Here is a 23,647-nt window from a genome sequence, read left to right as displayed (position 1 = left end):
GTCGCGCTCAGTCGCCATCGAGCGCATTGAAGCCGATAGTCACGCCCAGCGCCGGCGCCAGGTCCTGGTCAACGATGGCCTTGGCGTTCTTCAGCGTCAACGCCGCCAGGCCCAGCAGGCGGCGCCCTTCGGCATCGCCCAGCGCCCGCTCCAGCGGCGCCGGCGCCTCGCGCAGCGCGCGCGCCGCGTTGCCCACTTCGGCCAGCACCGCGCCCGCCATCCAGTCCTCGCCCTTGGGCAAGGCATAGCCGCCCGCCTGATAGAACGCCGCCAGGCCCTCCAGGCCGGCGGCCAGCGTGCGCGTCGACAGCCCGCTGCGCCAGAACGCGGCGCGCCGGGGCCGGGCGCCGTCGGCCGAATCGCCCAGCACCGGCAGCAGCTTCACGTCGCGCGCGAACTGCAGCCCGGTGGACAGCGCCTTCATGGCTTCGGCCGCCACCTCCTGCGGATCGCGGTACAGATCGTTGCCCGCCCGCGGCCGCGCGAACTGGCGGCCGAAGTCGGCCTTGGCATCCCAGGCCTGCGCCACGTCGCGCGAGATCGCGGCGACGTTGCCCGACACGGCCCGGGCGTAGCCGCAAGCGTAGGCAAAGGTGGGCGCGCCTTGCTGCGCCAGCAACGCCGGCTCTCCATACAGCACGAATTCCAATGCCGGCAGCCCCTGCACCGCGACGCTGCGGCCGGCCAGCGCGCCCGGCTTGAGCAGGTCGGCATCCTGCGCCGCGATCACGGCCTGCACCTGGCGCGGCATCACGCCGCGCGTGTCGGGCCAGAACGCCAGGCGCTCGTAGCGGTTGGCCTGCACCAACGGCCCGAAGCGCAGTGGTTCGAGCCGCGCCCACGCCAGCGCCAGGTCGGCAAAAGCCGCTTCGACCCGCTTGGCGCCCGCCGCATCCGGCTTGCCGCACCACTGGCCGAGCGCGTCGTCCAGATCGGTCGCGGCGGCGACCATGCCGGCGGCGGCCGGCCGCGCGTAGCCGTGCGCCAGGCGCTCGCCCAGGTCGGCGGGCAATTCGGCGCCGGCGGCCAGCGGCCAGGCCAGCGCCAGCGCGGCGGCCAGGGCCGGCGCGCGCCAGCGTGCAACGAGGATAGCCATCACAGCGACTCCAGGAAACGGATCAGGTCGGCGCGTTCTTCGGGCGTCATCGCCACCACGCGGTCGCGCGCGGGCTGGCCCGCGCCGCCATGCCACAGCACCGCCTCCAGCAGCGTGCGGGCGCGGCCGTCGTGCAGCCAGGTGGCGGTGGGATTGACGGTCCTGGTCAGGCCGATGCCCCACAGCGGCGGGGTGCGCCATTCGCGGCCGTTGGCGGAACCATCGGACACGCCGTCGGCCAGGTCATCGCCCATGTCGTGCACCAGCATGTCGGTGTACGGCCAGATCAGCTGGAAGCGATGCTCGGCCTGCTTCGCGTTGCGGCTGGTGACGTACTTGGGCACGTGGCAGGCGACGCAATTGGCCTCGTAGAACAGTTTCTTGCCGGCCAGCACGCGGGCGTCGTCGGCATCGCGCCGCTGCGGCACCGCCAGGTTGGTCGAGTAGGTGGTGACGAAGTCCATCAGCTTGGCTGGCACTTCCTCCGGCCCGAAGCGCGGCTGCGCGCCGTGCGGCATCTTCAGGCACTGGGGCTGCGCCGCCGTACAGTCGCCGTAGTGGTTGGGGAACAGCGGCGTCGACAGCCCCATGTCGTTGGAAAACGCGGCGGCGCTCTGCTGCTCCACCGTGGGCTGGCCGGCCTTCAGATTGAAGCGGCCCAGCGCGCGCTGGCCGGTGCGCGCGTCGGTGACCCAGTTGGCCTTGCCGACGATGCCATCGCGCTTGTCGGCGCCGATGTTGGCCAGGATGTCGGCCTCGTGGATCGATTCCAGCAGGCCCAGGCCGATCATCGGCGGCGCCAGCCGCGGCGAGATCTGCGTGTCCTTGCGCATCGGGCCGTAGCCCAGGTTGTCGATGCGGTAGACCGGCTTCATCAGCGTGGCGGTCTCGCCGCCATTGAGCTTGACGGTGACCGGGGTGTACTCGATTTCCATGCGGCCTTCGGCCGGCAGGCCGGCCACCGCGAAGTTCTGCAACTGCACGCCATAGACGGGCTCGGGCAGCAGCGCGATCTCGCCCGGCGCCAGGCGCGGATGGCCGCGGTCCGGGCCTTCGGGCACCGCCAGGCGCAGCAGCAATGCCACGGCGTCGGGACGCTCCAGCGGATCGAAACCCGGCACCGAGCCGCGCCCGTCCTTGGTATGACAGGCCTGGCAGGACCGCGCGTTGAACAGCGGGCCGAGGCCGTCGGAGGCCTGCGTGGAGGCCGGCGCGGAGACCCAGTCCTTGCGGAACAGGCCGTTGCCGACCTGGAATTCCTGGCGCCGCTCGAAGCTCATGTTGGCCGACGGCTGCGAGAAGATGTCGGCGTTGATGAGCTTGTTGGTGGTGGTGGCGCCCGCCTGCATGGTCTCGAAGGTTTCGGCCTTGGAGAAATCGCGGGTCGGCGCGGTGATGGCGAGAACCCGCTTGAGGTCCTCGGCGCTCAGGTCGTCGCGCCCGGCGGGCGCGGTGGGAGCGGCGGCGACGCCGGCATGGGCCGACGCCGCCAGTACGGCGGCGAATACGAGCTTCACTTGAATACGGCGTCGGGTTTGTCCAGGCTGTCGGAACCTTCGATGGCGACCTTGCCCAGGTCCAGCAGCGCGATCACGCGCTCCAGGCTGCGGGTCTGGTCGACCAGGCGGTCGATGGCGGCCTGCACCACGGCGTTGCCCTCCTTGTTGCCGTCGGCGATCATCTGGTCATAGGTCTCGACCGTCTCGGCGCGGGTCTTCATGGCCTGCATCGCGGCCACGGTGGCGTCCAGCTTGGCGCGCACTTCGGCGTCCAGCTTGGGATCGCGCGCCTTGACCAGCTCCGACAGGCTGGCGCCCGCCACCTGCTTGCCGTCGACGCGGGTGTACGTGCCCAGGTAGACGTTGCGGATGCCGATCTGGTTGTAGAAGTGCGAGTTGTGGGTGTTGTCCGAGAAGCAGTCATGCTCTTCCTCGGGATCGTGCAGCATCAGGCCGAGCTTCATGCGCTCGCCGGCCAGTTCGCCGTACGACAGGCTGCCCACGCCGGTCAGCATCGCCACCAGGCCGGCCTTGGGATCTTCTTCCACGGCCTTGCGCGCGGCGCCGTCCTTCTTCCAGTTGCCGACCATCTCTTCCAGGTCGGTCACCAGCAGGTCGGTCACGGCCTTCAGGTAGGCGATGCGGCGTTCGCAGTTGCCGCCGGTGCACTGCTTGACGTCGTAGTCGGTGTGCGGACGGTTGCCCGCGTGGCGTTCCTGCGGCGTGCCCTTGCGGTCGGCCGGCGCCGGGCCGGTGCCGTTCAGGTCCTGGCCCCACAGCAGGAATTCGATGGCGTGGTAGCCGGTGGCCACGTTGGCCTCGTTGCCATCGGCCTCGTGCAGCACCTCGGACAGCAGCTTGGGCGTGATCTCGCTGACATCGACGGTCTTGCCGCCCACCGAGATCCTGGAATTGGCGATGACGTTGACCGCGTAGTAGGCGTTCTCGTCGTTCTCGGTGCCATAGGAGGCGTCCACGTAGTCGATCAGGCCTTCATCCAGCGGCCAGGCATTCACGCGCCCTTCCCAGTCATCGACGATCGGGTTGCCGAAGCGGAACGCCTCGGTCTGCTGGTACGGCACGCGCGCGTCCAGCCAGGCCTGGCGGGCGGCCTTGAGCGTGTCCGCGCTGGGCCTGGCGACCAGGGCGTTGATGGCTTCGCGCAGCGTCTTGGCGGAGGTCAGCGCGTCTTCATAGCCGGCCAGCGCCAGGTCCGAATAATTCGTCACCACGGCCTTGGGCTGCGTGGCGGCGTGAACCGCCCCCCCGAATGCCGCGACGGCCAGCGCCGCCCCCAACAACAACTTGCGCATCACTTTCTCCCGTAACTTGGACGAAATCCGCCCCGCGGCGGCTCCGTCCACACTTGAATTTTGTGGATGCGAGTGTAAACAATTTTCGTTTGTTATTCAGAATAAAGTCAGCTACCTGACGTTTTTCCGAATAAAAAGGCATGAAAACGCGCCCCGCCCCGCCGCTTCCCGGCCTCGCGGCCGCAGCGGCCATCAGACAGCCGCGCGCGGAACGGACGCAAAAAAGCCCGGGCAAGCCCGGGCGCAGGCGGGGGAAGCCGGCCTGGCCGGCCCCGCGTTCAGCGTTGCAGCGGCGCCTTGGCGGTCTCCCTGGCGGCCAGCACCGAGATGGCGGTCACGACCAGCGCGGCGGCCACGTACAGCGACACCGCCACGGTCGAACTCCACGACTTGAACAGGCTGGCGATGATCAGCGGCGCGAAGCCCCCGCCGACGATGCCGGCCAGCGTGTAGGCCAGCGACGACCCGGCGTAGCGCACCCGCCCCGGGAACTGCTCGGTGATGAAGGCGGCCTGCGGGCCGTACATCATCGCGTGGATCAGCAGGCCCACCACCACGGCGGCGCAGATCGCGATGGGATGCGCGGTGTCCATCAGCGTGAAGAACACGAAGGCCCAGATCATGCCCAGCACCGCGCCGGCCACGTACACCGGACGGCGCCCGATCTTGTCCGACAGATGCCCGCACAGCGGCACGGCGATGGCGTTGAGCGCCGCGCCCAGCATGGTGGCGCCCAGCGCCAGCGGCCGCGACAGGTGCAGCACGGTGGTCACGTAGGTCAGCGTGAACACCACCACCAGCGCATACAGCACGTCCGAACCGATGCGCGAGCCGCCGGCCACCAGCAGCTGGCGCCAGTGCTGCACCAGCACTTCCTTGATCGGGGTGCTGGCGGTTTCGCGCTTCTGTTCCATTTCCAGGAACACCGGCGTTTCCTCGACGCCGCGGCGCAGCCACAGGCCGAACAGCACCAGCGCCACGCTCGACATGAACGGCACGCGCCAGCCCCAGGCCTGGAATTCCTCGGGCGTGAGCCACAGCGAGATCAGCGCGATGAAGCCGGTGCCGATCAGCGTGCCGCACGACGGCCCGACCTGCGTGAAGGACGCATTGCGGCCGCGCTGGTCGGGCTTGCCGTGTTCCATCGACAGCAGCACCGCGCCGGCCCATTCGCCGCCCAGCGCCACGCCCTGGATGAAGCGCAGCGCCACCAATGCCACCGGCGCCCACACGCCCCAGCTGGCATAGGTGGGCAGCATGCCCATCAGGCCGGTCGACACGCCCATGATCACCAGCGTGGCAACCAGCACGAACTTGCGCCCCAGGCGGTCGCCCAGGTGGCCGAAGACGAAGCCGCCCAGCGGCCGCGAGACGTAGCCCACGGCATAGGTCGAGAACGCCAGGATGGTGCCCGTCAGCGGGTCGAACGACGGGAAGAAGATGGCGTTGAACACCAGCGCCGCCATCAGGTTGTAGATCGTGAAGTCGTACCACTCCAGCGTGGTGCCGACGGAGCTGGCCATGGCCAGCTTCTTCATCTTGTCCGGCGACGCGCCGCGGTGGGCGGACGCCGGCGCGCGCAAGGTGTTTTCAGCCATTGTGATTCCCCATGTTCGTGATGTGTGTGGACGGCGCCGCCGCGTCAACGCAGGTCGGCGGCCGCCAGCTTCCAGCCCAGTTCGAGCTGCCAGGCGTCGCCGGGGCGGATGCCGAAGGCGCCGGCGGCGCGTTCGGCCAGGGCCTGCGCGGCGGCGGCCGAGCTGGCCTCGACCACGAACAGCGGATCCAGGCGGCGGTTCTCGGTGGATTCTCGCGGCAAGGGGCCGCTCAAGGCCGCGTCCGGCGCCAACAAATAGGACTGAACGAAACCATCGACCTGCGCCAGCGCCGCGCCGGTGTCAGCGGCCCGCGCCGCCAGCGCCCCGGCATCGCCGCCGAACACCAGCGGCAGCACGGCAATGTGGCTGCCGCTGCCGAAGCCGGTCACGGCCTGCACCGCGCAGACGCGCCGCATCGGGTCGCGCATGCGGTCCAGGTTGGCCACCGACCACGGCGTCTGGCGCTCGAAGGCGGCGCGGTAATCGGCGGTGGTGAACGCGCCCAGCGATTCCGTGCGGTACAGCCCCAGGTACTTGCGGCCGCCGGACCGCGAGAAATAGCGCGCGCCCGACAGGAAGCCGGGGATGCGCACCCGCTCTTCGACGTGCTCGCGGTCGTACCAGCGGTTGAAGTCGGTTTCGAAGGCGGGATCGACGTCGCAGGCGACGAACAGCATGCCGTGGGGCGCGGACGGAGTGGAGGCTTGGCTCATGAAAGAAAAAATCCCTTCGATAACGGAAGGGACTCATCTTCGGCCGGCGGGGCCAACTCCGACAAACGAGTAATTTTTCGCGCCGGCAACAGAATTACTGAAAGCCGACCTAGGGATAACGCTATTGCGCGGATGCGAATTTGGGCGGCGCGACCGATGCGGTGTACTGATCCGAGGCGCGGCAGGCCAGCTCGGCCACCAGCCGGATCGCATCCGAACCGGCGCCCTCCAGGTAGCTCACCACCAGCAACTGCGGCGGCACCGGCACGTCGCAGCGGATCATCTGCACCTCGCCGCGCGCCACGTATTCGTAGATCGGCGGCAGCGGCACCAGGGCGCGGCCAAAGCCGCTGCGCACCAGCCGCGCCAGCGCCGAGATCGAGCTGACGCAATGCACCTTGCCCAAGGGCAGGCCGGCTTCGCGGAACAGCCCTTTCAGGGCCTCGTGCGGCTGCGAGCCGGGGCTCATGGTCAGCACCGGCTCGCTCAGCAGCTGCTGCACCGTCAGCGTCTCTTCATCGCCGGCCGGCCCGACCCAACCCATCTCCATCGGCAGGCAAGGCGTGCTGATGACGCCGGTATCGGTCAGCAGGTCGGTCTGGAAGGCGATGTCCAGCGTGCCTTCGCGCAGGCCGCGGTGCAGCGCGCGGGTGGTCTCCGAGGTCAACTGCACCTCGATGCCCGGATAGGTGGAGCGCAGGTTGGTCAAAAAGCCGATCAGCCAGGTGTGCACCACCGTCTCGATGGCGCCGATGCGCACCAGGCCGAACACCTCGTCGCCGGTGCGGCCCAGCGACAGGATCTGCTGGCGCAACTGCATCAGCCGCTCGCCATAGTCCAGCAGGCGCGTGCCCACCGCCGTCAGCCGCAGCTCCTTGGCGTCGCGCTCGAACAGGCGCGCGCCGATGTCCTCCTCGAGCGAGGCGATGCGGTTGGCCACCGCGGCCTGCGTGATGTGCAGGCGGTCGCTGGCCGCGCGAAAACTGCCCAGCCGGGCGGACCACAGGAAAGCTTCGACAAAACGGGTATTCATATCCACGCACGGCGCGCCCGATGACGCGCCCTTCCGATAACGGCGGGGCGGCAGGCCCCGGCCTGTGCACATCCTAACGCCTGGCGGGCCGGCCGCGCCATGACGCAACGCACGCTCCCTGGCGGTGCCGCATGCACCAGCTTGGTTCACGCGAGGCGCCAGGATCGCCCCATCATGGCGAAAAACCGGGCCCGCGAAGGTTGGCACGGGTCTTGCTTGAAGGACTGGTATGCAAGCTTGTCTACAAGCGCCCATTCTTTCCCGACCAGGAGTCCCGCATGACCGACCGCCCCGCGCCCTTCGCTTTCAACGCCACCCGCCGCCGGCTGATGCAGGGCGCCGCGCTGGGCGCCGCCGCGCTGGCCGCGCCCGCCCTGGTGCGCGCGCAATCGGGCCCGGTCATCCGCATCGGCTACTGGCCGGTCGCGGCCGGCCTGCCGTTCTATGCCGCCATCGAAAAGGGCTACTTCAAGGAAGCCGGCCTGAACGTCGAGGCGCTCAAGTTCGCCGGCGCGCAGCAGGTCATGGAAGCCATGCTGGCGGGCCGCGCCGACGGCAGCGCCAACGGCACCGGCTCGGCCAACCTGGCCATCGGCGAGATCGCCTCGCCCGGCCTGTTCAAGATTTTCGCCTCCAATCCCAGCAACGCCAAGAACGTGCTGGACGAGTTCATCGTCGCGAAAGACAGTCCCATCCAATCCATCGCAGACCTCAAGGGGAAAAAGGTCGGTTCTGGACCCGGCATCCAGAATGCCACGCTGGCCAAAGCAGTGCTGGAGCGCGCCGGCGCAACCGGGGCGACCGTGGTCGAGCTGGCGATCAGCCAGCACGTCGCCGCGGTCGCCGCCGGCCAGTTGGACGCGTGCTACACGCTTGAGCCCACCGGCACGGTCGGGCGCCTGAACGGCACCACCCGCGTCCTGGAAGCGGGCGTGATCGCCAAATACGTGCTGGGCGATCCGATGGCGCCGTGGTTCGGCGGCTCGGCCTCGCTGACCACCGCGTTCCTGAAAAAGCATCCCGAGGAAAGCAAGAAATTCATCGCCGCCTACGCCCGCGGCATCGAACTGATCCGCGCCAAGCCCGACGAGGCGCGCCCGTTCATGAAGGGCTACACCGCCATCGAAGGCCCCATGACCGAAGCCGTGCCGCTGGCCGCGTACACGCTCTACAACGAGTTCACCCCCAGCGACATTCAGTACTTCCAGAAATTCTTCGACCTGTTCGCCGACAAGGGCATCTTCGCGCAGAAGGTGGACGTGGCCTCGATGCTGTACAAGGGCTGAGCCATGGACGCGATCAACGCCAACCGCGCCAGCGCGGCCCCGGCCGGCAGCGCCAGCCACGCGGCCGTCGCATCGGCGGCCGCCCTCCCGGCTGCCGGGTCGCCGGGCAAAACCGCCCGCGCCGGCATGCCTGCCGCCGCGCCCGCCTCGCGCCCGCCGCGCACCTGGACCGCCGCGCGCCTGCTGCCGCTGATCGGCCCGCTGGCGCTGTACGTGGTGTGGGACCTGGTGGTGCGCCTGCAGCTGGTCAGCCCGGTGCTGCTGCCCACGCCCGGCGCCACGCTGGTGGCCCTGGCCAAGGGCATGGCCGGCGGCCCGCTGCTGGGCGACTTCCTGGCCTCGGTCAGCCGCACGCTGCAGGCCTTCGTCATCGCCGGCGTGATCGGCGTGCCGCTGGGCGTGCTGCTGGGCAGCAATGAAAAAGCCTACCGCAGCGTCGAATTCCTGGTGGACTTCTTCCGCTCGACGCCGTCGTCGGCGCTGATCCCGCTGTTCCTGATGATCTTCGGCGTGACCGACATGAACAAGATCGCCATCGCCGCCTTCGCCGCGGTGCTGGTGATCCTGTTCAACAGCGCCTACGGCGTCATCAACGCGCGCAAGCAGCGCGTGATGGCGGCGCGGGTGATGGGCGCCTCGCGCTGGCAGATCTTCAAGGACGTGCTGATCTGGGAAAGCCTGCAGCCCACCTTCGTCGGCCTGCGCAGCGGCGTGTCGATGGCGCTGGTCATCGTGATCGTGGCCGAGATGTTCATCGGCTCGGACAGCGGACTCGGCAACCGCATCATCAACGCCCAGCAGGTACTGAACGTGCGCGACATGTACGCCTCGATCCTGGCCGCCGGCGCGCTCGGCTACGTCCTCAACATCCTCTTCCTGGTGCTGGAAAAGCGCGTGGTCCACTGGAGCGGCCGATAATCATGTCCACCGTCATCAACCCCGTCATCGCCCCCGCCCCCGTGCCCGCGCCGTTCCAGCCGGGTCCGGCCGGCACCCACATCACCATCCGCGGTCTGACCAAGTATTTCGCCGGCTGGCCGCTGTACGAGGACTTCAACCTCGACATCCCCAAGGGCAAGATCGTCTCGGTGTTCGGCCCCAACGGCTGCGGCAAATCGACCTTGATCAACATGATCGCGGGCCTGATCCCCATCGATGCCGGCGAGATCCTGTTCGACGGCAAGTCGCTGGCCCAGACCAAGATCGGCTACGTCTTCCAGAACTACCGCGAGGCCATGTTCCCGTGGCTGCGCACCATCGACAACATCGCCTACCCGCTGCGCCTCGAAGGCCGCGGCAAAGCCGAGGTGGACGCGCGCGTGGAAGAGCTGGTGGCCTCGTTCGACGTCAAGTTCGACCTCAAGCGCTATCCCTATGAACTGTCGGGCGGCCAGCAGCAGACGGCCTCCATCATGCGCGCGCTGGCCCCCGGACCGGAAGTGCTGTTCCTGGACGAGCCGTTCTCGGCGCTGGATTTCGAGATGACGCTGTTCATCCGCGAAAAGCTGCAGGAGGTCTTCATGCAGACCGGCACCACCATGCTGCTGGTGTCGCACGACCTGGAGGAAGCCGTGTACCTGGCCGACCAGGTGCTGCTGCTGACCAAGCGCCCCACCCGCGTGGCCGAGATCCTGGACTACGGCGACGCCCGGCCTCGCACGGTCGAGACGCTGTCCGAGCCCAGCTTCATCGGCATGAAGAAACTGAGCCTGGAGATCTTCCAGCGCGAAGTCCGCAAATAGCCCGTCTTTTCCTTCCGATCCACCGGAGTCCGCCATGACCCAGGAAACCATCGACCAATACGTACGCAGCGCGCTGGCGCTGGCCGGCTATGCCCTGCGCGAACCGGCCGCGGCCGAAGTGGCGCGGCAGTTCACGCGCATCCACGACATCGCCTCGACCTTCATCGACGAGGCCCTGCCGGTGGAGCTGGAATCGGCCTCGGTGTTCCGCCCGTGAACGGCGCCGTCCTCGATCTGGCGCGGCAGATCCGCACTGGCGAGCGCAGCGCCGGCGCGGTGCTGGAAGCCACGCTGGCGCGCATCCGCGCCGCCGATGCGCGCTACAACTGCTTCACCGCCATCACCGAAACCCGCGCGCGCCAGGAAGCCGCCGCCATCGACGCGCGGCGGGCCCGCGGCGAATCCCTGCCGCCGCTGGCCGGCGTGCCGTACGCGGTCAAGAACCTGTTCGACACCGCCGAAGAGGTGACGCTGGCCGGCGGCCGCGTCAACGCCGCCAATCCGCCCGCGCCGCGCGACGCTACCCTGGTGGCGCGGCTGCGCGATGCCGGCGCCGTGCTGGTGGGCGCGCTCAACATGGACGAACACGCCTACGGCTTCACCACCGAGAACTCGCACTACGGCGCCAGCCGCAACCCGCACGATCCCGCCCGCATCGCCGGCGGTTCCTCGGGCGGCAGCGCGGCGGCGGTGGCCGGCGGCCTGGTGCCGCTGACGCTGGGCTCGGACACCAACGGCTCGATCCGCGTGCCGGCCTCGCTGTGCGGCGTGTTCGGCCTGAAGCCGACCTTCGGCCGCCTGCCGCGCACCGGCTCGTTCCCGTTCGTCGGCAGCCTCGACCACCTGGGCCCGTTCGCGGCCGATACGGCCAGCCTGGCCGCGGTCTACGATGCGCTGCAAGGCGCTGACGATGAAGATGCCGCCTGCGCCCAACGTCCCGTCGAACCCGCGCTGGCGGATCTGGGCTCGGACCGGCCGTTGCGCGTGGCCGTGCTGGGCGGCTACTTCGCGCACTGGGCCGGCGCCGAGGCGCGCCAGGCCGTGCAACTGGCCGCGCACGCGCTGGCGGCCACGCAGGTCGTCGAACTGGCCAGCGCCGAACAGGCGCGCGCCGCCGCGTTCGTCATCACCGCGGCCGAGGGCGGCGCCCTGCATCGCCGCCGCCTGGTCACGCACTATGACTACTACGAGCCGCATTCGCGTGATCGCCTGGTCGCCGGCAGCCTGGTGCCCGCCGCCTGGGTGCAGCAGGCCCAGCGGGTGCGCCACCGCGTCTACCGCGAGGCCATGGCGCTGTTCGCGCGCTACGACGTGCTGATCGCCCCGGCCACGCCGGTACCCGCCACCGCCATCGGCACCGAGACCCTGGCCCTGGCCGGCCAGTCACTGCCCGCCCGCGCCAGCATGGGCCTGCTGACACAGCCGATCTCCTGCCTTGGCCTGCCGGTGTGCGCCGCGCCCACCTGGCCGGGCATCGGCGCCGACGCGCACCTGCCATTGGGCGTCCAATTGATCGCCGCGCCGTGGCGCGAGGCCGATTGCCTGCTGGCCGCGCGGCGGCTGGAACAGGCGGGCGTTGCCACCGTTCGTCCCCTCTCCTGACCCGCCAACCGAGGCCGTCCATGGATTCCGCATTCGCCGTCATCGACACGCCCCGCAGCCTGGCCGATTCCGCCTACGGCACGCTCAAGCGCGACATCCTGGATTTCCGCCTGGCGCCGGGCGACCGCTTCACCGAGACCGAAATTGCCGACCGCCTGCGGGTCAGCCGCACGCCGGTGCGCGAAGCCCTGTTCCGCCTGGAACGCGAGGGCTACCTGGAGGTGCGCCAGCGCAATGGCTGGCTGGTCAAGCCGCTGGACTTCGACACGCTCGATCACTTCTATGAACTGCGCAGCGTGCTGGAGATCGCGGCGGTGCGCGCGCTGTGCGCGCCGGGCCAGGTGCCCGATCCGCTGCGCGCGCTGCAGCCGCTGGCGGATACGTGGCTGGTGGACAGCGCCCATTATTCCGGCGATGGCGAGTGGCTGGCGGACCTGGACGAGCGCTTCCATGCGGACCTGGTGGCCGCCGCCGGCAATCCTGAAATCGCGCGCGTGCACCGCGCCGCCACCGAGCGCATCCGCATCGTGCGGCGGCTGGACTTCACCCAGCCCGACCGCATCGCCCATACCTACGCCGAACATGGCGCCATCCTCGACGCCATCCTGGCCCGCGACGCCGAACGCGCGACGGCTTTGCTTGCGGCGCATATCGGCGACAGCCAGGCCGCCGTGCGCAAGATCACGCTGCACCGGCTGTATGCCACGCGCCGCGCGCAGGCGGCGTGATGGCGCAGGCGCGATACGCGGCCACGTCAGTGCGGCCGCAGCCAGCGCTCCAGCCGGCGCGTGACGAACGGAATGCAGACAAACACCATCACCGGCGTCATCGTCACGCTGGTGATCAGCGCGCGCCAGAACACCGGCAGCGCGCTCAGGTGTTCGCTCACCAGCAAGGTGAACGCCAGCAGCACCGGGAAGTACGCCAGCCAGATGCTCACGGCCTGCTTCCAGCGCGGCGGCGCGCCGGCGTTGCCCTGCGGACCGAACCAGCTGTCCATGCCGCTGACGCGGCGCGCATGACTGGCCCGCACCAGCGCGGCGCCGCGTTCGAGCCACATGCGGCGCGGCAACGATTGCTCCCAGCGATTGAGGCTGGCCTCGTCATTGAAGCGCAGCACGATCTGATACTGGTCGCCGCCCTCGGGCGGTTGCAGCACGCCCGAACCGAGAAAACCGGGAAAGCCGGCGGCGAGGATCTCGCCCTGGCGCATCCAGGACAGGAAATCGCTGTAGCGTTCGGGCGCAATGTGCCGGGTGACCAGCATGGTGACCGGGGCGGGAACGGCGGAACGGGACATGGTGAAACTCCTGGAGCGGCGTGCAGCGTGTTATGTGGTGTAAACCCTAGCAAGCCGCGTGCCAGCCGTGCACCGCAGCATCCCCCCCGCGGAAAGGGCGATCCGCCTATGCCACGGCGGAATTTGCGCACCGCAACACACCCCATATTGGTGATTACCCTGAATCAAGCACCATGGTGGTGCAATCAACACGGAGCACATCCTCACATGGACATCAACCTGCCCGCCGTCGTCGCCGAGGTCACCGTGGCCTTCGCGCGCTATGAAGCCGCCCTGGTCAACAACCAGGTCGACGTGCTCGACGAGCTGTTCTGGGACAGCCCCCATACGCTGCGCTATGGCGCCGGCGAGAACCTCTACGGCTATGACGCCATCCGCGCCTTCCGCGCCGGTCGTTCGCCGCAAGGCCTGGCGCGCCGCGTGCTGCGCACCGCCATCACCACCTATGGCCACGACTTCGCCACCACCAACATCGAATTCCAGCGCGACGGCAGCGACCGCATTGGTCGCCAGAGCCAGACCTGGATGCGCACGCCGCAAGGCTGGCGCGTGGTGTCGGCGCACGTCAGCCTGATGAGCGCGTAACCCGTCCGCGCCGCCCGCGGGACCGGGCCGGGCCGCCGCGTCCTGACACAAGTCAACACCGTCCATAACCTTATGGGTTCGCCGCCATTGAGCCGTCATGAGGACAGGTCTACACTGGGCTTTCCCCCGACCCAGGAGCCCCGCCTCATGAGCACCTACAAGATCGCCGTCTTCGTCGGCAGCCTGCGCGCCGCATCGATCAACCTGCGCCTGGCGCGCGCGCTGGAAAAACTGGTTCCCGCGGACTTCAAGTTCGACTACGTCAGCCTGGGCGACGTGCCGCTGTACAACCAGGACAACGAGAACAACCTGCCCGCGCCCGCGGCCAAGCTCAAGCAGCAGATCCTCGATGCCCAGGGCATCCTGTTCGTCTCGCCCGAGCACAACCGCTCGGTGCCCGCCGCCATCAAGAACGCGATCGACTGGGGCACCCGTCCGTGGGGCCAGAATTCGTGGGCCGGCAAGGCCGTGGGCATCCTGGGCACCTCGCCCAGCGCCGCCGGCACCGCCCTCATGCAGCAGCACCTGCGCAACATCCTGGCCGCCGAAGGCGCCAACGCCCTGACCACGCCGGAAGTCTTCCTGCAGTACACCGATGGCCTGGTCGACGACCAGTACAACATCACCAACGAAGGCACGCGCAAGTTCCTGCAAGGCTGGATCGACCGCTACGTCGACTGGGTCAAGAAGTTCAACGCCTGATTGCCGCCGCTGCCGGGCCAAGGGCGCCTGCCCGCCCCGGCAACCGATCGCCCGTCTACCTCCGGGCGGTCACGCCCCCCGCCAAGCCGGGGGGCTTTTTTTGTGGATAAAGCGCCCCCCGCTCCAAATAATTCCCTTCGCCTCGCCTCGGCAGGCAACAAGCCCGCCTCGCGCGCGCCCCCCCCTGCCCACCAACACCGCCCCAAAAAATAGCCGCCCGGCCGCCCGAAGGCCGGGCAGCCCCCCTCGGGGGGCAGCAAGCGCACGCAGTGCGCGCCGCGCGGGGGCCAACAATATCCCCGCCAACTGTGGAGAAGCTTGAGGACAGCTGTGGGGCAGGTGCGAAAAAGCCTGTCATGCCAGGCACTTGCAAGTGTCGATCAAAAAATGCGCAATCGACCGTTTGGCCGATCGCCGGAGCACTTATCCACCGCCTGAAGGACGAATCCCGCGCCTGGCGCCAGCACACGCGCCAACACGGGCATTTGTCCCAGCATTCTGTGGACAAGCATGAGGACAGAATGAGGGCAGCTCGGCTTTTCCCTTGCACATCAAGCACCTGCGAGGGGTGATCAAGAAAGGCCCAGCGCGGCCCGAAAAGGTGCCGGGTTGTCCCCGGGAAATGTGGATAAGGCTGAGGACAGCCTGCGGGCAGCCACGAAAATCCCTTTGCCGCCAAGGCCTTGCGGCGAGCGGGCAATAAACGCCCAGGGCCGCTCCCGCCGTACGACCGCGACCGCCGCCGCGCGATGGATGCGGCGCGCGGCCGGATTTGTCCCCACGGAATGTGGACAAACCTCTGAACAGTCTCATGACAAGCTGAAAAAAAGCTTATCCGGCAAGCACTTGCAGTCAGCGCTCAAAAAAGGAGCAGCCGCGCGGACGCGCCCGCGACCTGCACGCCCCCCTGTGCGGCGGGGACCGCGCCCCGGCGACGCGCTAGACGTCGCCATCCTCCAGCCGCATGCCGATCTTCAGGCCGACCTGCCAGTGCGCCACCTTGCCGTCCTTGATGTGGCCGCGCACCTCGGTGACCTCGAACCAATCCAGGTGGCGTAGCGTTTCGGACGCGCGTTCGATGGCCTTGCTGATCGCATCGTCGGTGGACTTGGTGGACGAGCCCACCAGTTCGATCTGCTTGTAGACATGATTCGACATGGCTTGTCTCCTTTGAGGGGGAAGCGTTGCGAATCGTCGGCCGCGCGCGGGGTTCCGGCGCTTACGACCGGCAATCCATTCGAACACACAGGATACCGCGTGGGGCATAGAGTGGTGTTACGAGTTCCGTCGGCGCGGCCTCGCCCACGTCGCGGTCTCGCTTCTGAAACGCAAGCCAGGAGGTTGTCATGCCTGAACGGAAAACGCTGCAACGCGCCGCGCGCGACAAGAAGCAAGGCAAGTCCCCATCCACCCAAGCGGGCGAATTCGTGCGCGAGGAAATCGACCACGTGCGCGAAGGCAAGCACGGCGTGCGCTCGACCAAGCAGGCCATCGCCATCGGCCTGTCGAAGGCGCGCCGCGCCGGCGTCGACCTGCCCTCGCCCAAGAAGGCCGGCGCGGCCACCCGCCGCAAGGCCAAGCAGGACAGCGAGGCGGCGCACGACGGCCACGCGAAATCCGCCACGCGCGCCCGCGCCACCACCCGCGCCCTCAAGCGTGAAAGCGCCAAGCCGGCGTCCAAGTCCGCCCTGTCGCGCCATGCGTCCAAGACGGCCAGCCGGCGCACGGCGGCGGATCGTTCGGCCGCCGCGAAAAAGGCCGCCGCCACCAAGGGCGCGGCGGGACGCTCGGCCGCCGCCAAGAAAGCCGCGCGCACCCGCGCCGCCAACCGCGCCGCCGCCCATCACTGAGCGGCGCGGCGGTCACGGCGTGGCGCCGGCCTCGAACTCCCGCAGGCGCGCCTGCAGGAATTCACGCAGGCGCTTGACCGCGGGCGACAGCAGCATGCGGTGCACGCACAGCAGGTACAGCGGCGACGGTTCGCCGATGTAGTCGGGCAAGGCCTGCACCAGCCGCCCGGCGCGCAGATCGGCCAGCACGTCGTAGCGCGACTTGTAGGCCACGCCGTGGCCGGCCAGCGCCCAGCGCCGCACCAGGTCGCCGTCGTCGCCAACGCGGTCGCCCTTGACCGGCACGGTCACGGCGTCGCCCTCGTGCTCGAAGGCCCAGCGGTCGTGCAGGGACTCGCCCAGCACGAAGCACAGGCAGTTATGGCGGCGCAGGTCGGCGGGGGTGCGCGGCATGCCGTGGCGCGCGAAATAGGCCGGCGCGGCGCACACGACGCGGCGGTTGTGCTCGCCCAGCGGCAGCGCCACCAGGCCCGAATCGCCGGGCGTGCCGTAGCGCAGCGCGATATCGACCGGCTGCCGGTAGAGGTCGGCCAGACGGTCGCTGATGCGCACCTGGAAGTTCACGCGCGGATGGCGCTGCTGGAATTCGTCCAGCCAGGGCAGCAGCACATGGCGGCCAAGGTCCGACGGAATCGACACCGACAGCGTGCCGGAGATCGCCGTCTTGTCGCGCGCCAGCGCGCTCTGGCCGGCCTGCAGGCTCGACAAGGCGGCGCGCGCGTATTCCAGGTAGCGCTCGCCGTCGCCGGTCAGCCGCAGGCTGCGCGTCGATCGCACGAACAGGCGGGTTTCGAGCGACAGTTCGAGCCGCTTGAGCGCGGCGCTGGCCACGGCCGGTGTCAGGTCCAGCTCGCGCGCGGCAGCCGAAAAACTGCCGTGATCCGCCGCCGCCACAAAGATGCGCAGGTCTTCAAACCGAACCATGAAGGGCTCATTTTCAAAAAATTATTGAAACTGAGTCCGATGCTAGCCGGTTTTTCCGCATTCGCCACTGGGTAATGATGACGTCACCCCCACGCTTTTGGAGTCCCCCATGAAAATCGAACTCGACGGCAAGAAGGCCCTGGTCACCGGCTCGTCCGGCGGCATCGGACTGGCCATCGCCCAAGGCCTGGCCGAGGCCGGCGCCCAGGTCGTGCTGCACGGCCGCAACGCCGACAAGCTCAAGCAGGCCGCCGACGCCGTCGCGCGCCAGCATCCGGGCGCCCAGGTCCACACCGTGCAGGCCGACCTGTCCACCGCCGACGGCGCCGCCTCGATCTGCGCCGCCCATCCCGACGTCGACATCCTGGTCAACAACGCCGGCTACTTCGCGCCCAAGTCCTTCACCGAGATCACCGACGACGACTGGCGCTACATGCTCGACACCAACGTCATGAGCGGCGTGCGCCTGTCGCGCTATTACCTGCCGCGCATGCTGGCCGCCGACTGGGGCCGCATCGTCTTCATCTCCAGCGAATCGGCGCTGCACATTCCCGCCGAGATGATCCACTACGGCGTCAGCAAGACCGCGATGCTGGGCGTCTCGCGCGGCCTGGCCGAGCTGACCGCAGGCAGCGGCGTGACCGTCAACGCCGTGCTGCCCGGCCCGACGCGCTCCGAAGGCGTGGTCGACTTCTTCGCCGAAATGGCCAGGGAACAAGGCCTGCCGCAAGAACAGATGGAACGCGACTTCATCGCCCAGCATCGTCCCAGCTCGCTGCTGCGCCGGCTGGCGACGGTGGAGGAAGTGGCCAACATGGTCGTCTACACCTGCTCGCGCCAGTCCTCGGCCACCAACGGCGCCGCCCTGCGCGTCGACGGCGGCGTGGTCCGCACCATCGCCTGATCCCTTTTTCCCGTCCAGAGATCCCCCATGAAAGCCATCGCCTACTTCCAGAACCTGCCCGCCACCGATCCGCAATCGCTGCAGGACATCACCGCGCCCGAGCCCGTGCCCGGCGACCACGACCTGCTGGTCGAAGTCAAAGCCATTTCCGTCAACCCGGTGGACGTGAAGATCCGCGCCAACCGCAAGCCGAAGGACGGCCAGCCCGAGATCATCGGCTGGGACGCCGCCGGCATCGTGCGCGCCGTGGGCGCCAAGACCAGCCTGTTCGCGCCCGGCGACCGCGTCTGGTACGCCGGCGCCCTGACCCGCCCCGGCGCCAACAGCGAACTGCACGTGGTCGACGAGCGCATCGTCGGCCGCATGCCGCAGAGCCTGGATTTCGCCCAGGCCGCCGCGCTGCCGCTGACCACCATCACCGCGTGGGAACTGCTGTTCGACCGCCTGCGCGTGCTGGACAACGCCGCGCCCAGCCAGGGCTCCCTGTTGGTGGTCGGCGCGGCCGGCGGCGTCGGTTCGATCCTGGTGCAGCTGGCGCGCCAGTTGACCGGCCTGACCATCATCGGCACCGCCTCGCGGCCCGAGACCCAGGCCTGGGTCACCGAGCTGGGCGCCCATCACGTCATCGACCACACCCGCCCGCTGGCCGAGGAACTCAAGCGCATCGGCCATCCGCAGGTCAGCTTCATCGCCGGCCTGACCCAGACCGACCAGCATTTCCCGCAGCTGGCCGAAGCCATCGCGCCGCAGGGCAGGATCGCGCTGATCGACGATCCGTCCGCCATCGACGTGCGCCTGCTCAAGGGCAAGTCGGCCTCGCTGCACTGGGAATTCATGTTCGCCCGGCCGCTGCACAACACGCCCGACCTGATCGCCCAGCACGAGCTGTTGAACCAGGCCGCGCGGCTGATCGACAACGGCACCCTGCGCACCACGCTGGGCGAGCACTACGGCCGCATCAACGCCGAAAACCTGCGCCGCGCCCACGCCTTCATCGAGAGCGGCAAGGCGCGCGGCAAGGTGGTGCTGGAAGGATTCTGATCCGCCCGGCCCGTCCCGACGAAAAAAATGGGACGGGCGTCTCGCATTCGCCCGGAGAAAGAGGTAAAACCTCGACTGCGCGCCGCGGGCCTGCCGCCCGCCGCCGCGCCTTCGGGAGTTGGCTCTGATTTCTCACCTGTTCGACCAAGCGCGGGAACCCATGCTCTGGGGCATGGTGGCGGTCGCCCTGCTGATGCTGCGGCTGGTGCCGCTGCAGGGCTGGAAAGCCGTCATCGTGGCGGGCATCACCGCCGGGCTGGTGTTCGACACCATCCAGTTCCGGGTCGGCCCGCCGCGTCTGTGGGACGCCCTGGTAATGGGTTCGATCCTGGCCGCCCTGCTGGTGGCCACGGCGCAGGAACTGCTGGTGCTGGTGCTGCGGCGCCTGCGCGCGGCGCGTTCGCGGGCGCGCGCCTGACCCCGCCCCGAGCCGCCGACACATCCTGTCGGCGCCGCCGCGCGTTTCTTCACACAGCCCGATCAAATAGCGCGAAACCTGGCGCGCCGTCGGCTCAGGCGGCGGGCAGCCCGGGCAACACCAGGTCATCGACCTGGTAGGTGTGGAATTCGCTGGTCGATACCGCGTCGAGCTTGCGGAATTTCTCCACGAACACCGGATCGGAAAAGAATTCGTCGACCTTTCCCGCCCCCGAGATCGCCTCGATGTTCACCACGGTCTTGCCGTCCGTGCTTTTGGCCAGGTTGCTCCACAGGAACCCCGGCTTGGTGCGCGCCACATAATGCACCACCTCCTGGATCGCCTGGAAGGCGTCCTCCTGCCGGCCCGGATGGGCATGAATCACGTTGACGATGAATACCGTGCCATCCGGCGCGGGCTTGAAGGTGGCTGAAACGGGAAAGGCCATGTCGGCTCCTGTGGTGAAAGACAGGCAACACTATGGCCCGGCGCGACGCCGCGAAAAAGAGGCCGGCGGGCGCGAGACAACGGACATTGCCGTCCGCAATCGCGCGCCTTCCCGGCTCGGACCCGGATCAGGCCTGCCCGTCGCGCCGGGCGCGGGCGTGCGGATCACGGATCTCGTCTTCCAGTTGCGCGATCAGCCAGTCGAACCAGCCGTTTTCGGTTCGCGCATAGACCGCCGCGGCCGGAATCTTGCCTTCGCGCCAGCCCGGCTGGTGCGTGTCCATCCAGGCCGACAGGCTTTTGTGCGGGGCCAGCAGGCCCGACAGCCACGACCAGACATAGTCGGGCACGTTGCGCCGGAATCCCTTGGCGCAAGCGTAGATCGTCGGCTCCAGCGGCAGGTTGCCCGAACGGGCCAGCCTGGCCTGCACCCGGCGCAGCGTTTCGGCGGCCGCCTGCAATTGTTCGGTGCTGAGCTTTTTCACGTAACGACTCCTGGATTGGGTTTTTGCCGGATTATCGCCGGAGCGTCCGGTCGTTGCCAGCGGCATCGCCGCGCGCCATCAACGCCCGCCACGCGGCGCTTGCAGCGCCAGCAGCATCGACGCGCTGAAACGCTCGCCCGGCGCCAGCACACGCAGGCCGGTGCGCGTCTCGCCCGCCGCCGCCAGGTTGAAGGCGTCGGCCACATTGGTGACCGGCTCCACGCACAGGAAATCCGCTCCCGGCGCGGTGTAGACCACCAGGTGCGCGAAAGCCGGATCGGCGTGCAGCGCCAGTTCATGGCCATCCGGCCAGTGCAGCGTGGCGCGGCCGCCCCACTGCGACAGATAGGTATCGCAGCCCTCGGCCGACTGGCCCATCTCGCGCACGTGGGCGGTCTGGCTGGCGCCGGGCAGGCCATCGGCATCGGTCGGCCAGATGCGTCGCGCATGCAAGGCAACGCGCGTCGCGGTGAAATACGGGTGAATGCCGCAGCCGAATGGCATCGGCGCGTCGCTGTGGTTGATCATCACGAGCGTGAGCGACAGGCCGCGCGAATCCAGCCGGTAGCGCTGCACGCATTCATACGGCCACGGCCAGCCCAGCACGCCGGCAGGCTGCCGCAGCACCAGATCCACGGCATCGTCGGCCAGGTGCCGCACCTCCCAGGGTTGGTACAGGCCGCCGCCGTGGATCGCCTGCGGCCGTCCCGGCAAGGATTGCAGCGCATGCCGCGCGCCGCCGAAAGTGAACACCCCGTCGCGCACCCGGTTCGAGTACGGCGCCAGCGGATAGGAACCGGCGCGCGGCCATTGCGCCAGCGGCCAATCCGTCTCGGCCAGCGGCACGATCCAGTCGTGCGCATCGGTCGACAGGCGCGTCAGGCGCCCGCCGCCGCCGGGCGCGAACTCGGCGCGGTGCGGGCCGTGGGCGATGGTTACGCGTTCGCTGGCATCCAGCGTCGCGGGAAAGGGCAAATCAGGCATCGGGCGCTCCCGCGGCGCTGCGAACGGCCGCGTGGCGCCATTGTGCATGGCCCGGTCCGGCGCCAGCAAGCCAGACGCGCCGCCTCCCCCTTCAGGCCACGGCCGCCGGCAACGCGGCCGGCAGGCAATTGAGCCCGCGCAGCGTCGCCGCGACCGCCTCGTCCAGCGGCGTATGCGGTTCGGCGCCCAGCACGCCGACCAGGCGCGCGTTGTCCATGCGCAGCGGCTGACGCCACAGGTAACGCATCTCCAGCAGCTCGCGCACGGTCTCCGAAAAAGGCGCCGCCAGCCGCAGCAATCCCCATGGAAATGCGGCCACGCGCGGTTCGAGGCCGTGACGGCGCGCCACCCGCGCGATCGCCGCCGTCATCCCTGTGCCGTCTGGATCCCAATGCCCCGCCATATGCAGGGCGGTGAACGGCGCCAGCGCCTCGCGCCGCGCCAGCAGCTCGACCAGCGCCCGGCCCACGTCCGGCAGATAGCTCCACTGATGCCCCACGCCCGGCGCCCCCGGGTTGCTGATGCGCCGCAACGGCCGCCCCGGCTTGACCAGTCCTTGCGAGAACCAGTTGTTGCCGGCGCGCGGGCCGAAGAAATCACCCGCGCGCAGCACCAGCGCGCGCGCACCGCGTTCGCTGGCCGCCCGCAGGCGGCGTTCGAGCTCCACCCGGATCGCGCCCTTGCGCGTCAGCGGATGCTGCGGCGAACTCTCGCGCAGCACCGCAAACGCATCCGGCCCGTAGTTGTAGATCGTGCCCGGCAGCACGATCGTCGCGCCCTGGGCGGTCGCCACCGCAATGGTGTTGTCGATCATCGGCAATACCAGTTCGCCCCAGCGGCGATAGCCCGGCGGATTGACGGCATGCACGATCACCTCGCACCCCAGCGCCGCCCGCGCCACGTCCTGGCGATTCATGGCATCGCCGCGCAGCCACGTCATGCCGTCGCGCCGCGCCGTTTCCGTCGCCAACCCGCGCGCCAACGCGCGCACGCCCCAACCGGCGTCGCGCAGCTGACGCGCCGCCTCGCCGCCAACGCCGCCCGTGGCGCCCAGCACCAGCGCGGCGCCCGGCCGGCTCGATTCGATCATCGTCATGGTCATCTCCCGTGAATCCATGGCGACCATTCTGGCGCGGCGGCCATACGAAATAAATTGCCGAACTTCGCCCTGCCGCTATACATTTCTGCATGACCAAACCGATCGGCTGGGAACTCTATCGCAGCTTTCTCGCCGTGCTCGCCGAGGGCTCCCTGTCCGGCGCGGCACGGGCGCTGGGCATCACCCAGCCCACCGTGGGCCGTCACATCGCGGCGCTCGAACGGGCCCTGGGCCAAGTCCTGTTCACCCGCTCGCCGACCGGCCTGCTGGCCACCGACGCCGCCTTGGCGCTGCGCGGCTACGCCGAAGCCATGCACAGCCACGCCGCGGCCCTGGAACGCGCGGCCGCCGCGCAGGGCCCGGGTGTCTCCGGCACCGTGCGGATCTCGGCCAGCGAGGTCATCGGCATCGAGGTGCTGCCCCCGGTGCTGGCGCGCCTGCGCCGCGACCACCCCCGCCTGACCCTCGAACTGGCCCCCACCAACCGCGTGCAGAACCTGCTGCTGCGCGAAGCCGACATCGCCGTGCGCATGGCGCCGCCGAAGCAGGAACAACTGATCGCGCGCCCGGTCGGCCATGTGGACATCGGTCTGTACGCGCGCAAGGACTACCTGCGCCACCGCGGCACGCCCGCCACGCTGGCCGACCTGGCCGGCCACACGCTCATCGGCTATGACACCGAAACCCCCTTCCTGCGCGGCGCCGGCAAACGCCTGGCGGTCCCCTGGAGCCGCGACAGCTTCGCCCTGCGGGCCGACAGCGACCTGGCGCAACTGGCCCTGATCCGCGCCGGCGCGGGCATCGGCTTCTGCCAGGTGGCGCTGGCCCGCCGCGACCGGCGACTGGCGCCGGTGCTGCCCGACCATGTGTCATTCCAGCTCGAAACCTGGATCACCATGCACGAAGACCTGCGCGCCAGCCCGCGTTGCAAAGCGGTGTTCGACGCGCTGGTGCAATGCCTGCTGGCCCATACGGAAGCAACGCGCTAGCGCCGGCGGCCCGGCTCCCGGCGGTGCGACATGCGGT

At 69.2% G+C, this 23,647-nt stretch carries 26 protein-coding genes; 13 read left to right on the top strand and 13 right to left on the bottom strand.

Features of this window, described 5'->3' with window-relative positions:
• Positions 1 to 7 precede the first annotated feature (7 nt).
• The 6 genes from HV742_RS18900 to HV742_RS18875 form a co-directional block, all read right to left on the bottom strand.
• Positions 8 to 1,096 carry an imelysin family protein gene (locus HV742_RS18900; protein WP_175146124.1) on the bottom strand — a complete coding sequence of 363 codons (1,089 nt, stop codon included), beginning with the start codon at positions 1,094 to 1,096 and terminating at the stop codon, positions 8 to 10.
• Positions 1,096 to 2,613 carry a di-heme oxidoreductase family protein gene (locus HV742_RS18895; protein WP_175146123.1) on the bottom strand — a complete coding sequence of 506 codons (1,518 nt, stop codon included), beginning with the start codon at positions 2,611 to 2,613 and terminating at the stop codon, positions 1,096 to 1,098. Before HV742_RS18895 ends, HV742_RS18900 begins: the two co-directional genes overlap by 1 nt.
• Positions 2,610 to 3,908, bottom strand: a complete 1,299-nt coding sequence (locus HV742_RS18890; RefSeq protein WP_175146122.1) for an imelysin family protein — start codon at positions 3,906 to 3,908, stop codon at positions 2,610 to 2,612. Before HV742_RS18890 ends, HV742_RS18895 begins: the two co-directional genes overlap by 4 nt.
• Positions 3,909 to 4,186: 278 nt before the next feature.
• Positions 4,187 to 5,506, bottom strand: coding sequence for an MFS transporter (locus tag HV742_RS18885; RefSeq protein WP_175146121.1), 1,320 nt, complete (start codon positions 5,504 to 5,506; stop codon positions 4,187 to 4,189).
• A gap of 44 nt (positions 5,507 to 5,550) precedes the next feature.
• Complete coding sequence (locus tag HV742_RS18880; protein WP_175146120.1) at positions 5,551 to 6,219, bottom strand: DUF4286 family protein; 669 nt, start codon at positions 6,217 to 6,219, stop codon at positions 5,551 to 5,553.
• Between the two features lie 121 nt (positions 6,220 to 6,340).
• Positions 6,341 to 7,252, bottom strand: a complete 912-nt coding sequence (locus HV742_RS18875; protein WP_059271950.1) for a LysR family transcriptional regulator — start codon at positions 7,250 to 7,252, stop codon at positions 6,341 to 6,343.
• Between the two features lie 278 nt (positions 7,253 to 7,530).
• Between HV742_RS18875 and HV742_RS18870 the strand changes: the two genes are divergently transcribed.
• The 6 genes from HV742_RS18870 to HV742_RS18845 all read left to right on the top strand — a co-directional run bounded on the left by HV742_RS18870 (position 7,531) and on the right by HV742_RS18845 (position 12,610).
• The gene (locus HV742_RS18870; protein WP_059271952.1) at positions 7,531 to 8,538 is read left to right on the top strand and encodes an ABC transporter substrate-binding protein; all 1,008 of its coding nucleotides are present in this window, start codon (positions 7,531 to 7,533) and stop codon (positions 8,536 to 8,538) included.
• 126 nt (positions 8,539 to 8,664) lie between these two features.
• Positions 8,665 to 9,456 carry an ABC transporter permease gene (locus HV742_RS18865; RefSeq protein WP_026384433.1) on the top strand — a complete coding sequence of 264 codons (792 nt, stop codon included), beginning with the start codon at positions 8,665 to 8,667 and terminating at the stop codon, positions 9,454 to 9,456.
• 2 nt (positions 9,457 to 9,458) lie between these two features.
• On the top strand, positions 9,459 to 10,280 hold the full coding sequence (locus HV742_RS18860) for an ABC transporter ATP-binding protein (protein ID WP_175146119.1): 822 nt from the start codon (positions 9,459 to 9,461) through the stop codon (positions 10,278 to 10,280).
• A gap of 34 nt (positions 10,281 to 10,314) precedes the next feature.
• Positions 10,315 to 10,497 carry a DUF4089 domain-containing protein gene (locus HV742_RS18855; RefSeq protein ID WP_054417758.1) on the top strand — a complete coding sequence of 61 codons (183 nt, stop codon included), beginning with the start codon at positions 10,315 to 10,317 and terminating at the stop codon, positions 10,495 to 10,497.
• Entirely contained in the window at positions 10,494 to 11,882 is a 1,389-nt protein-coding gene (locus HV742_RS18850) for an AtzE family amidohydrolase (protein WP_175146118.1), read from the top strand. The genes HV742_RS18855 and HV742_RS18850 overlap by 4 nt, the downstream gene beginning before the upstream one ends.
• Before the next feature lie 20 nt (positions 11,883 to 11,902).
• Positions 11,903 to 12,610: a GntR family transcriptional regulator gene (locus HV742_RS18845; RefSeq protein WP_024069876.1), complete on the top strand. Its 708-nt coding sequence runs from the start codon at positions 11,903 to 11,905 to the stop codon at positions 12,608 to 12,610.
• 26 nt (positions 12,611 to 12,636) lie between these two features.
• Here the strand turns inward: HV742_RS18845 and HV742_RS18840 are convergent, their stop codons facing one another.
• Positions 12,637 to 13,182: an antibiotic biosynthesis monooxygenase gene (locus HV742_RS18840; RefSeq protein ID WP_175146117.1), complete on the bottom strand. Its 546-nt coding sequence runs from the start codon at positions 13,180 to 13,182 to the stop codon at positions 12,637 to 12,639.
• A gap of 207 nt (positions 13,183 to 13,389) precedes the next feature.
• Between HV742_RS18840 and hpxZ the strand changes: the two genes are divergently transcribed.
• Together hpxZ and HV742_RS18830 are read left to right on the top strand one after the other, a co-directional pair.
• Positions 13,390 to 13,767: an oxalurate catabolism protein HpxZ gene (hpxZ, locus tag HV742_RS18835; RefSeq protein ID WP_059271958.1), complete on the top strand. Its 378-nt coding sequence runs from the start codon at positions 13,390 to 13,392 to the stop codon at positions 13,765 to 13,767.
• 147 nt (positions 13,768 to 13,914) lie between these two features.
• On the top strand, positions 13,915 to 14,469 hold the full coding sequence (locus HV742_RS18830; protein WP_049072898.1) for an NADPH-dependent FMN reductase: 555 nt from the start codon (positions 13,915 to 13,917) through the stop codon (positions 14,467 to 14,469).
• Positions 14,470 to 15,408: 939 nt separating this feature from the next.
• Here HV742_RS18830 and HV742_RS18825 read toward each other — a convergent pair.
• Entirely contained in the window at positions 15,409 to 15,627 is a 219-nt protein-coding gene (locus tag HV742_RS18825) for a dodecin (RefSeq protein ID WP_006386517.1), read from the bottom strand.
• 188 nt (positions 15,628 to 15,815) lie between these two features.
• Here HV742_RS18825 and HV742_RS18820 point away from each other — a divergent pair, with 188 nt between their 5' ends.
• Positions 15,816 to 16,319: a DUF6496 domain-containing protein gene (locus HV742_RS18820; RefSeq protein ID WP_049072897.1), complete on the top strand. Its 504-nt coding sequence runs from the start codon at positions 15,816 to 15,818 to the stop codon at positions 16,317 to 16,319.
• Between the two features lie 12 nt (positions 16,320 to 16,331).
• Here HV742_RS18820 and HV742_RS18815 read toward each other — a convergent pair whose 3' ends face one another.
• Positions 16,332 to 17,243 (bottom strand): LysR family transcriptional regulator, encoded by a 912-nt coding sequence (locus HV742_RS18815; protein WP_049072896.1) that lies wholly within the window; start codon positions 17,241 to 17,243, stop codon positions 16,332 to 16,334.
• A gap of 109 nt (positions 17,244 to 17,352) precedes the next feature.
• Between HV742_RS18815 and HV742_RS18810 the strand changes: the two genes are divergently transcribed.
• From HV742_RS18810 to HV742_RS18800, 3 genes are all read left to right on the top strand, one after another.
• Positions 17,353 to 18,147 carry an SDR family NAD(P)-dependent oxidoreductase gene (locus HV742_RS18810; RefSeq protein WP_049072895.1) on the top strand — a complete coding sequence of 265 codons (795 nt, stop codon included), beginning with the start codon at positions 17,353 to 17,355 and terminating at the stop codon, positions 18,145 to 18,147.
• 27 nt (positions 18,148 to 18,174) lie between these two features.
• Positions 18,175 to 19,188, top strand: a complete 1,014-nt coding sequence (locus HV742_RS18805) for a zinc-binding alcohol dehydrogenase family protein (RefSeq protein ID WP_054503116.1) — start codon at positions 18,175 to 18,177, stop codon at positions 19,186 to 19,188.
• A gap of 118 nt (positions 19,189 to 19,306) precedes the next feature.
• Positions 19,307 to 19,606 carry a hypothetical protein gene (locus tag HV742_RS18800; protein WP_376750538.1) on the top strand — a complete coding sequence of 100 codons (300 nt, stop codon included), beginning with the start codon at positions 19,307 to 19,309 and terminating at the stop codon, positions 19,604 to 19,606.
• 94 nt (positions 19,607 to 19,700) lie between these two features.
• Here the strand turns inward: HV742_RS18800 and HV742_RS18795 are convergent, their stop codons facing one another.
• The 4 genes from HV742_RS18795 to HV742_RS18780 form a co-directional block, all read right to left on the bottom strand.
• Complete coding sequence (locus HV742_RS18795; protein WP_063579912.1) at positions 19,701 to 20,054, bottom strand: antibiotic biosynthesis monooxygenase; 354 nt, start codon at positions 20,052 to 20,054, stop codon at positions 19,701 to 19,703.
• Positions 20,055 to 20,181: 127 nt separating this feature from the next.
• Complete coding sequence (locus HV742_RS18790; protein WP_049072891.1) at positions 20,182 to 20,538, bottom strand: hypothetical protein; 357 nt, start codon at positions 20,536 to 20,538, stop codon at positions 20,182 to 20,184.
• A 78-nt stretch (positions 20,539 to 20,616) separates the two neighbouring features.
• A complete protein-coding gene (locus HV742_RS18785; protein ID WP_175146116.1) occupies positions 20,617 to 21,522 on the bottom strand; it encodes an aldose epimerase family protein in 906 nt (301 codons plus the stop codon).
• A 91-nt stretch (positions 21,523 to 21,613) separates the two neighbouring features.
• Positions 21,614 to 22,624 carry an NAD-dependent epimerase/dehydratase family protein gene (locus HV742_RS18780; protein WP_175146115.1) on the bottom strand — a complete coding sequence of 337 codons (1,011 nt, stop codon included), beginning with the start codon at positions 22,622 to 22,624 and terminating at the stop codon, positions 21,614 to 21,616.
• Positions 22,625 to 22,710: 86 nt separating this feature from the next.
• Here HV742_RS18780 and HV742_RS18775 point away from each other — a divergent pair, with 86 nt between their 5' ends.
• A complete protein-coding gene (locus tag HV742_RS18775; protein ID WP_175146114.1) occupies positions 22,711 to 23,610 on the top strand; it encodes a LysR family transcriptional regulator in 900 nt (299 codons plus the stop codon).
• Positions 23,611 to 23,647 lie beyond the last annotated feature (37 nt).

This window comes from Achromobacter ruhlandii (assembly GCF_902859695.1).
GTDB classification, from domain to species: Bacteria; Pseudomonadota; Gammaproteobacteria; order Burkholderiales; family Burkholderiaceae_B; genus Achromobacter; species Achromobacter ruhlandii.
Note: the sequence above shows the minus strand (reverse complement) of the source record. Positions and strands in the feature narration are given on the sequence as shown.

Excerpts from the sequence above, each read along its gene's own strand:
- HV742_RS18840 (WP_175146117.1), bottom strand. The coding sequence starts at position 13,182 with ATGTCCCGTTCCGCCGTTCCCGCCCCGGTCACCATGCTGGTCACCCGG.
- HV742_RS18865 (WP_026384433.1), top strand. The coding sequence starts at position 8,665 with ATGCCTGCCGCCGCGCCCGCCTCGCGCCCGCCGCGCACCTGGACCGCC.
- HV742_RS18795 (WP_063579912.1), bottom strand. The coding sequence starts at position 20,054 with ATGGCCTTTCCCGTTTCAGCCACCTTCAAGCCCGCGCCGGATGGCACG.
- HV742_RS18775 (WP_175146114.1), top strand. The coding sequence starts at position 22,711 with ATGACCAAACCGATCGGCTGGGAACTCTATCGCAGCTTTCTCGCCGTG.
- HV742_RS18860 (WP_175146119.1), top strand. The coding sequence starts at position 9,459 with ATGTCCACCGTCATCAACCCCGTCATCGCCCCCGCCCCCGTGCCCGCG.
- HV742_RS18820 (WP_049072897.1), top strand. The coding sequence starts at position 15,816 with ATGCCTGAACGGAAAACGCTGCAACGCGCCGCGCGCGACAAGAAGCAA.
- HV742_RS18815 (WP_049072896.1), bottom strand. The coding sequence starts at position 17,243 with ATGGTTCGGTTTGAAGACCTGCGCATCTTTGTGGCGGCGGCGGATCAC.
- HV742_RS18825 (WP_006386517.1), bottom strand. The coding sequence starts at position 15,627 with ATGTCGAATCATGTCTACAAGCAGATCGAACTGGTGGGCTCGTCCACC.
- HV742_RS18805 (WP_054503116.1), top strand. The coding sequence starts at position 18,175 with ATGAAAGCCATCGCCTACTTCCAGAACCTGCCCGCCACCGATCCGCAA.
- HV742_RS18810 (WP_049072895.1), top strand. The coding sequence starts at position 17,353 with ATGAAAATCGAACTCGACGGCAAGAAGGCCCTGGTCACCGGCTCGTCC.
- HV742_RS18890 (WP_175146122.1), bottom strand. The coding sequence starts at position 3,908 with ATGCGCAAGTTGTTGTTGGGGGCGGCGCTGGCCGTCGCGGCATTCGGG.
- HV742_RS18785 (WP_175146116.1), bottom strand. The coding sequence starts at position 21,522 with ATGCCTGATTTGCCCTTTCCCGCGACGCTGGATGCCAGCGAACGCGTA.
- hpxZ (WP_059271958.1), top strand. The coding sequence starts at position 13,390 with ATGGACATCAACCTGCCCGCCGTCGTCGCCGAGGTCACCGTGGCCTTC.
- HV742_RS18875 (WP_059271950.1), bottom strand. The coding sequence starts at position 7,252 with ATGAATACCCGTTTTGTCGAAGCTTTCCTGTGGTCCGCCCGGCTGGGC.
- HV742_RS18885 (WP_175146121.1), bottom strand. The coding sequence starts at position 5,506 with ATGGCTGAAAACACCTTGCGCGCGCCGGCGTCCGCCCACCGCGGCGCG.
- HV742_RS18870 (WP_059271952.1), top strand. The coding sequence starts at position 7,531 with ATGACCGACCGCCCCGCGCCCTTCGCTTTCAACGCCACCCGCCGCCGG.
- HV742_RS18845 (WP_024069876.1), top strand. The coding sequence starts at position 11,903 with ATGGATTCCGCATTCGCCGTCATCGACACGCCCCGCAGCCTGGCCGAT.
- HV742_RS18855 (WP_054417758.1), top strand. The coding sequence starts at position 10,315 with ATGACCCAGGAAACCATCGACCAATACGTACGCAGCGCGCTGGCGCTG.
- HV742_RS18900 (WP_175146124.1), bottom strand. The coding sequence starts at position 1,096 with ATGGCTATCCTCGTTGCACGCTGGCGCGCGCCGGCCCTGGCCGCCGCG.
- HV742_RS18780 (WP_175146115.1), bottom strand. The coding sequence starts at position 22,624 with ATGACCATGACGATGATCGAATCGAGCCGGCCGGGCGCCGCGCTGGTG.
- HV742_RS18830 (WP_049072898.1), top strand. The coding sequence starts at position 13,915 with ATGAGCACCTACAAGATCGCCGTCTTCGTCGGCAGCCTGCGCGCCGCA.
- HV742_RS18880 (WP_175146120.1), bottom strand. The coding sequence starts at position 6,219 with ATGAGCCAAGCCTCCACTCCGTCCGCGCCCCACGGCATGCTGTTCGTC.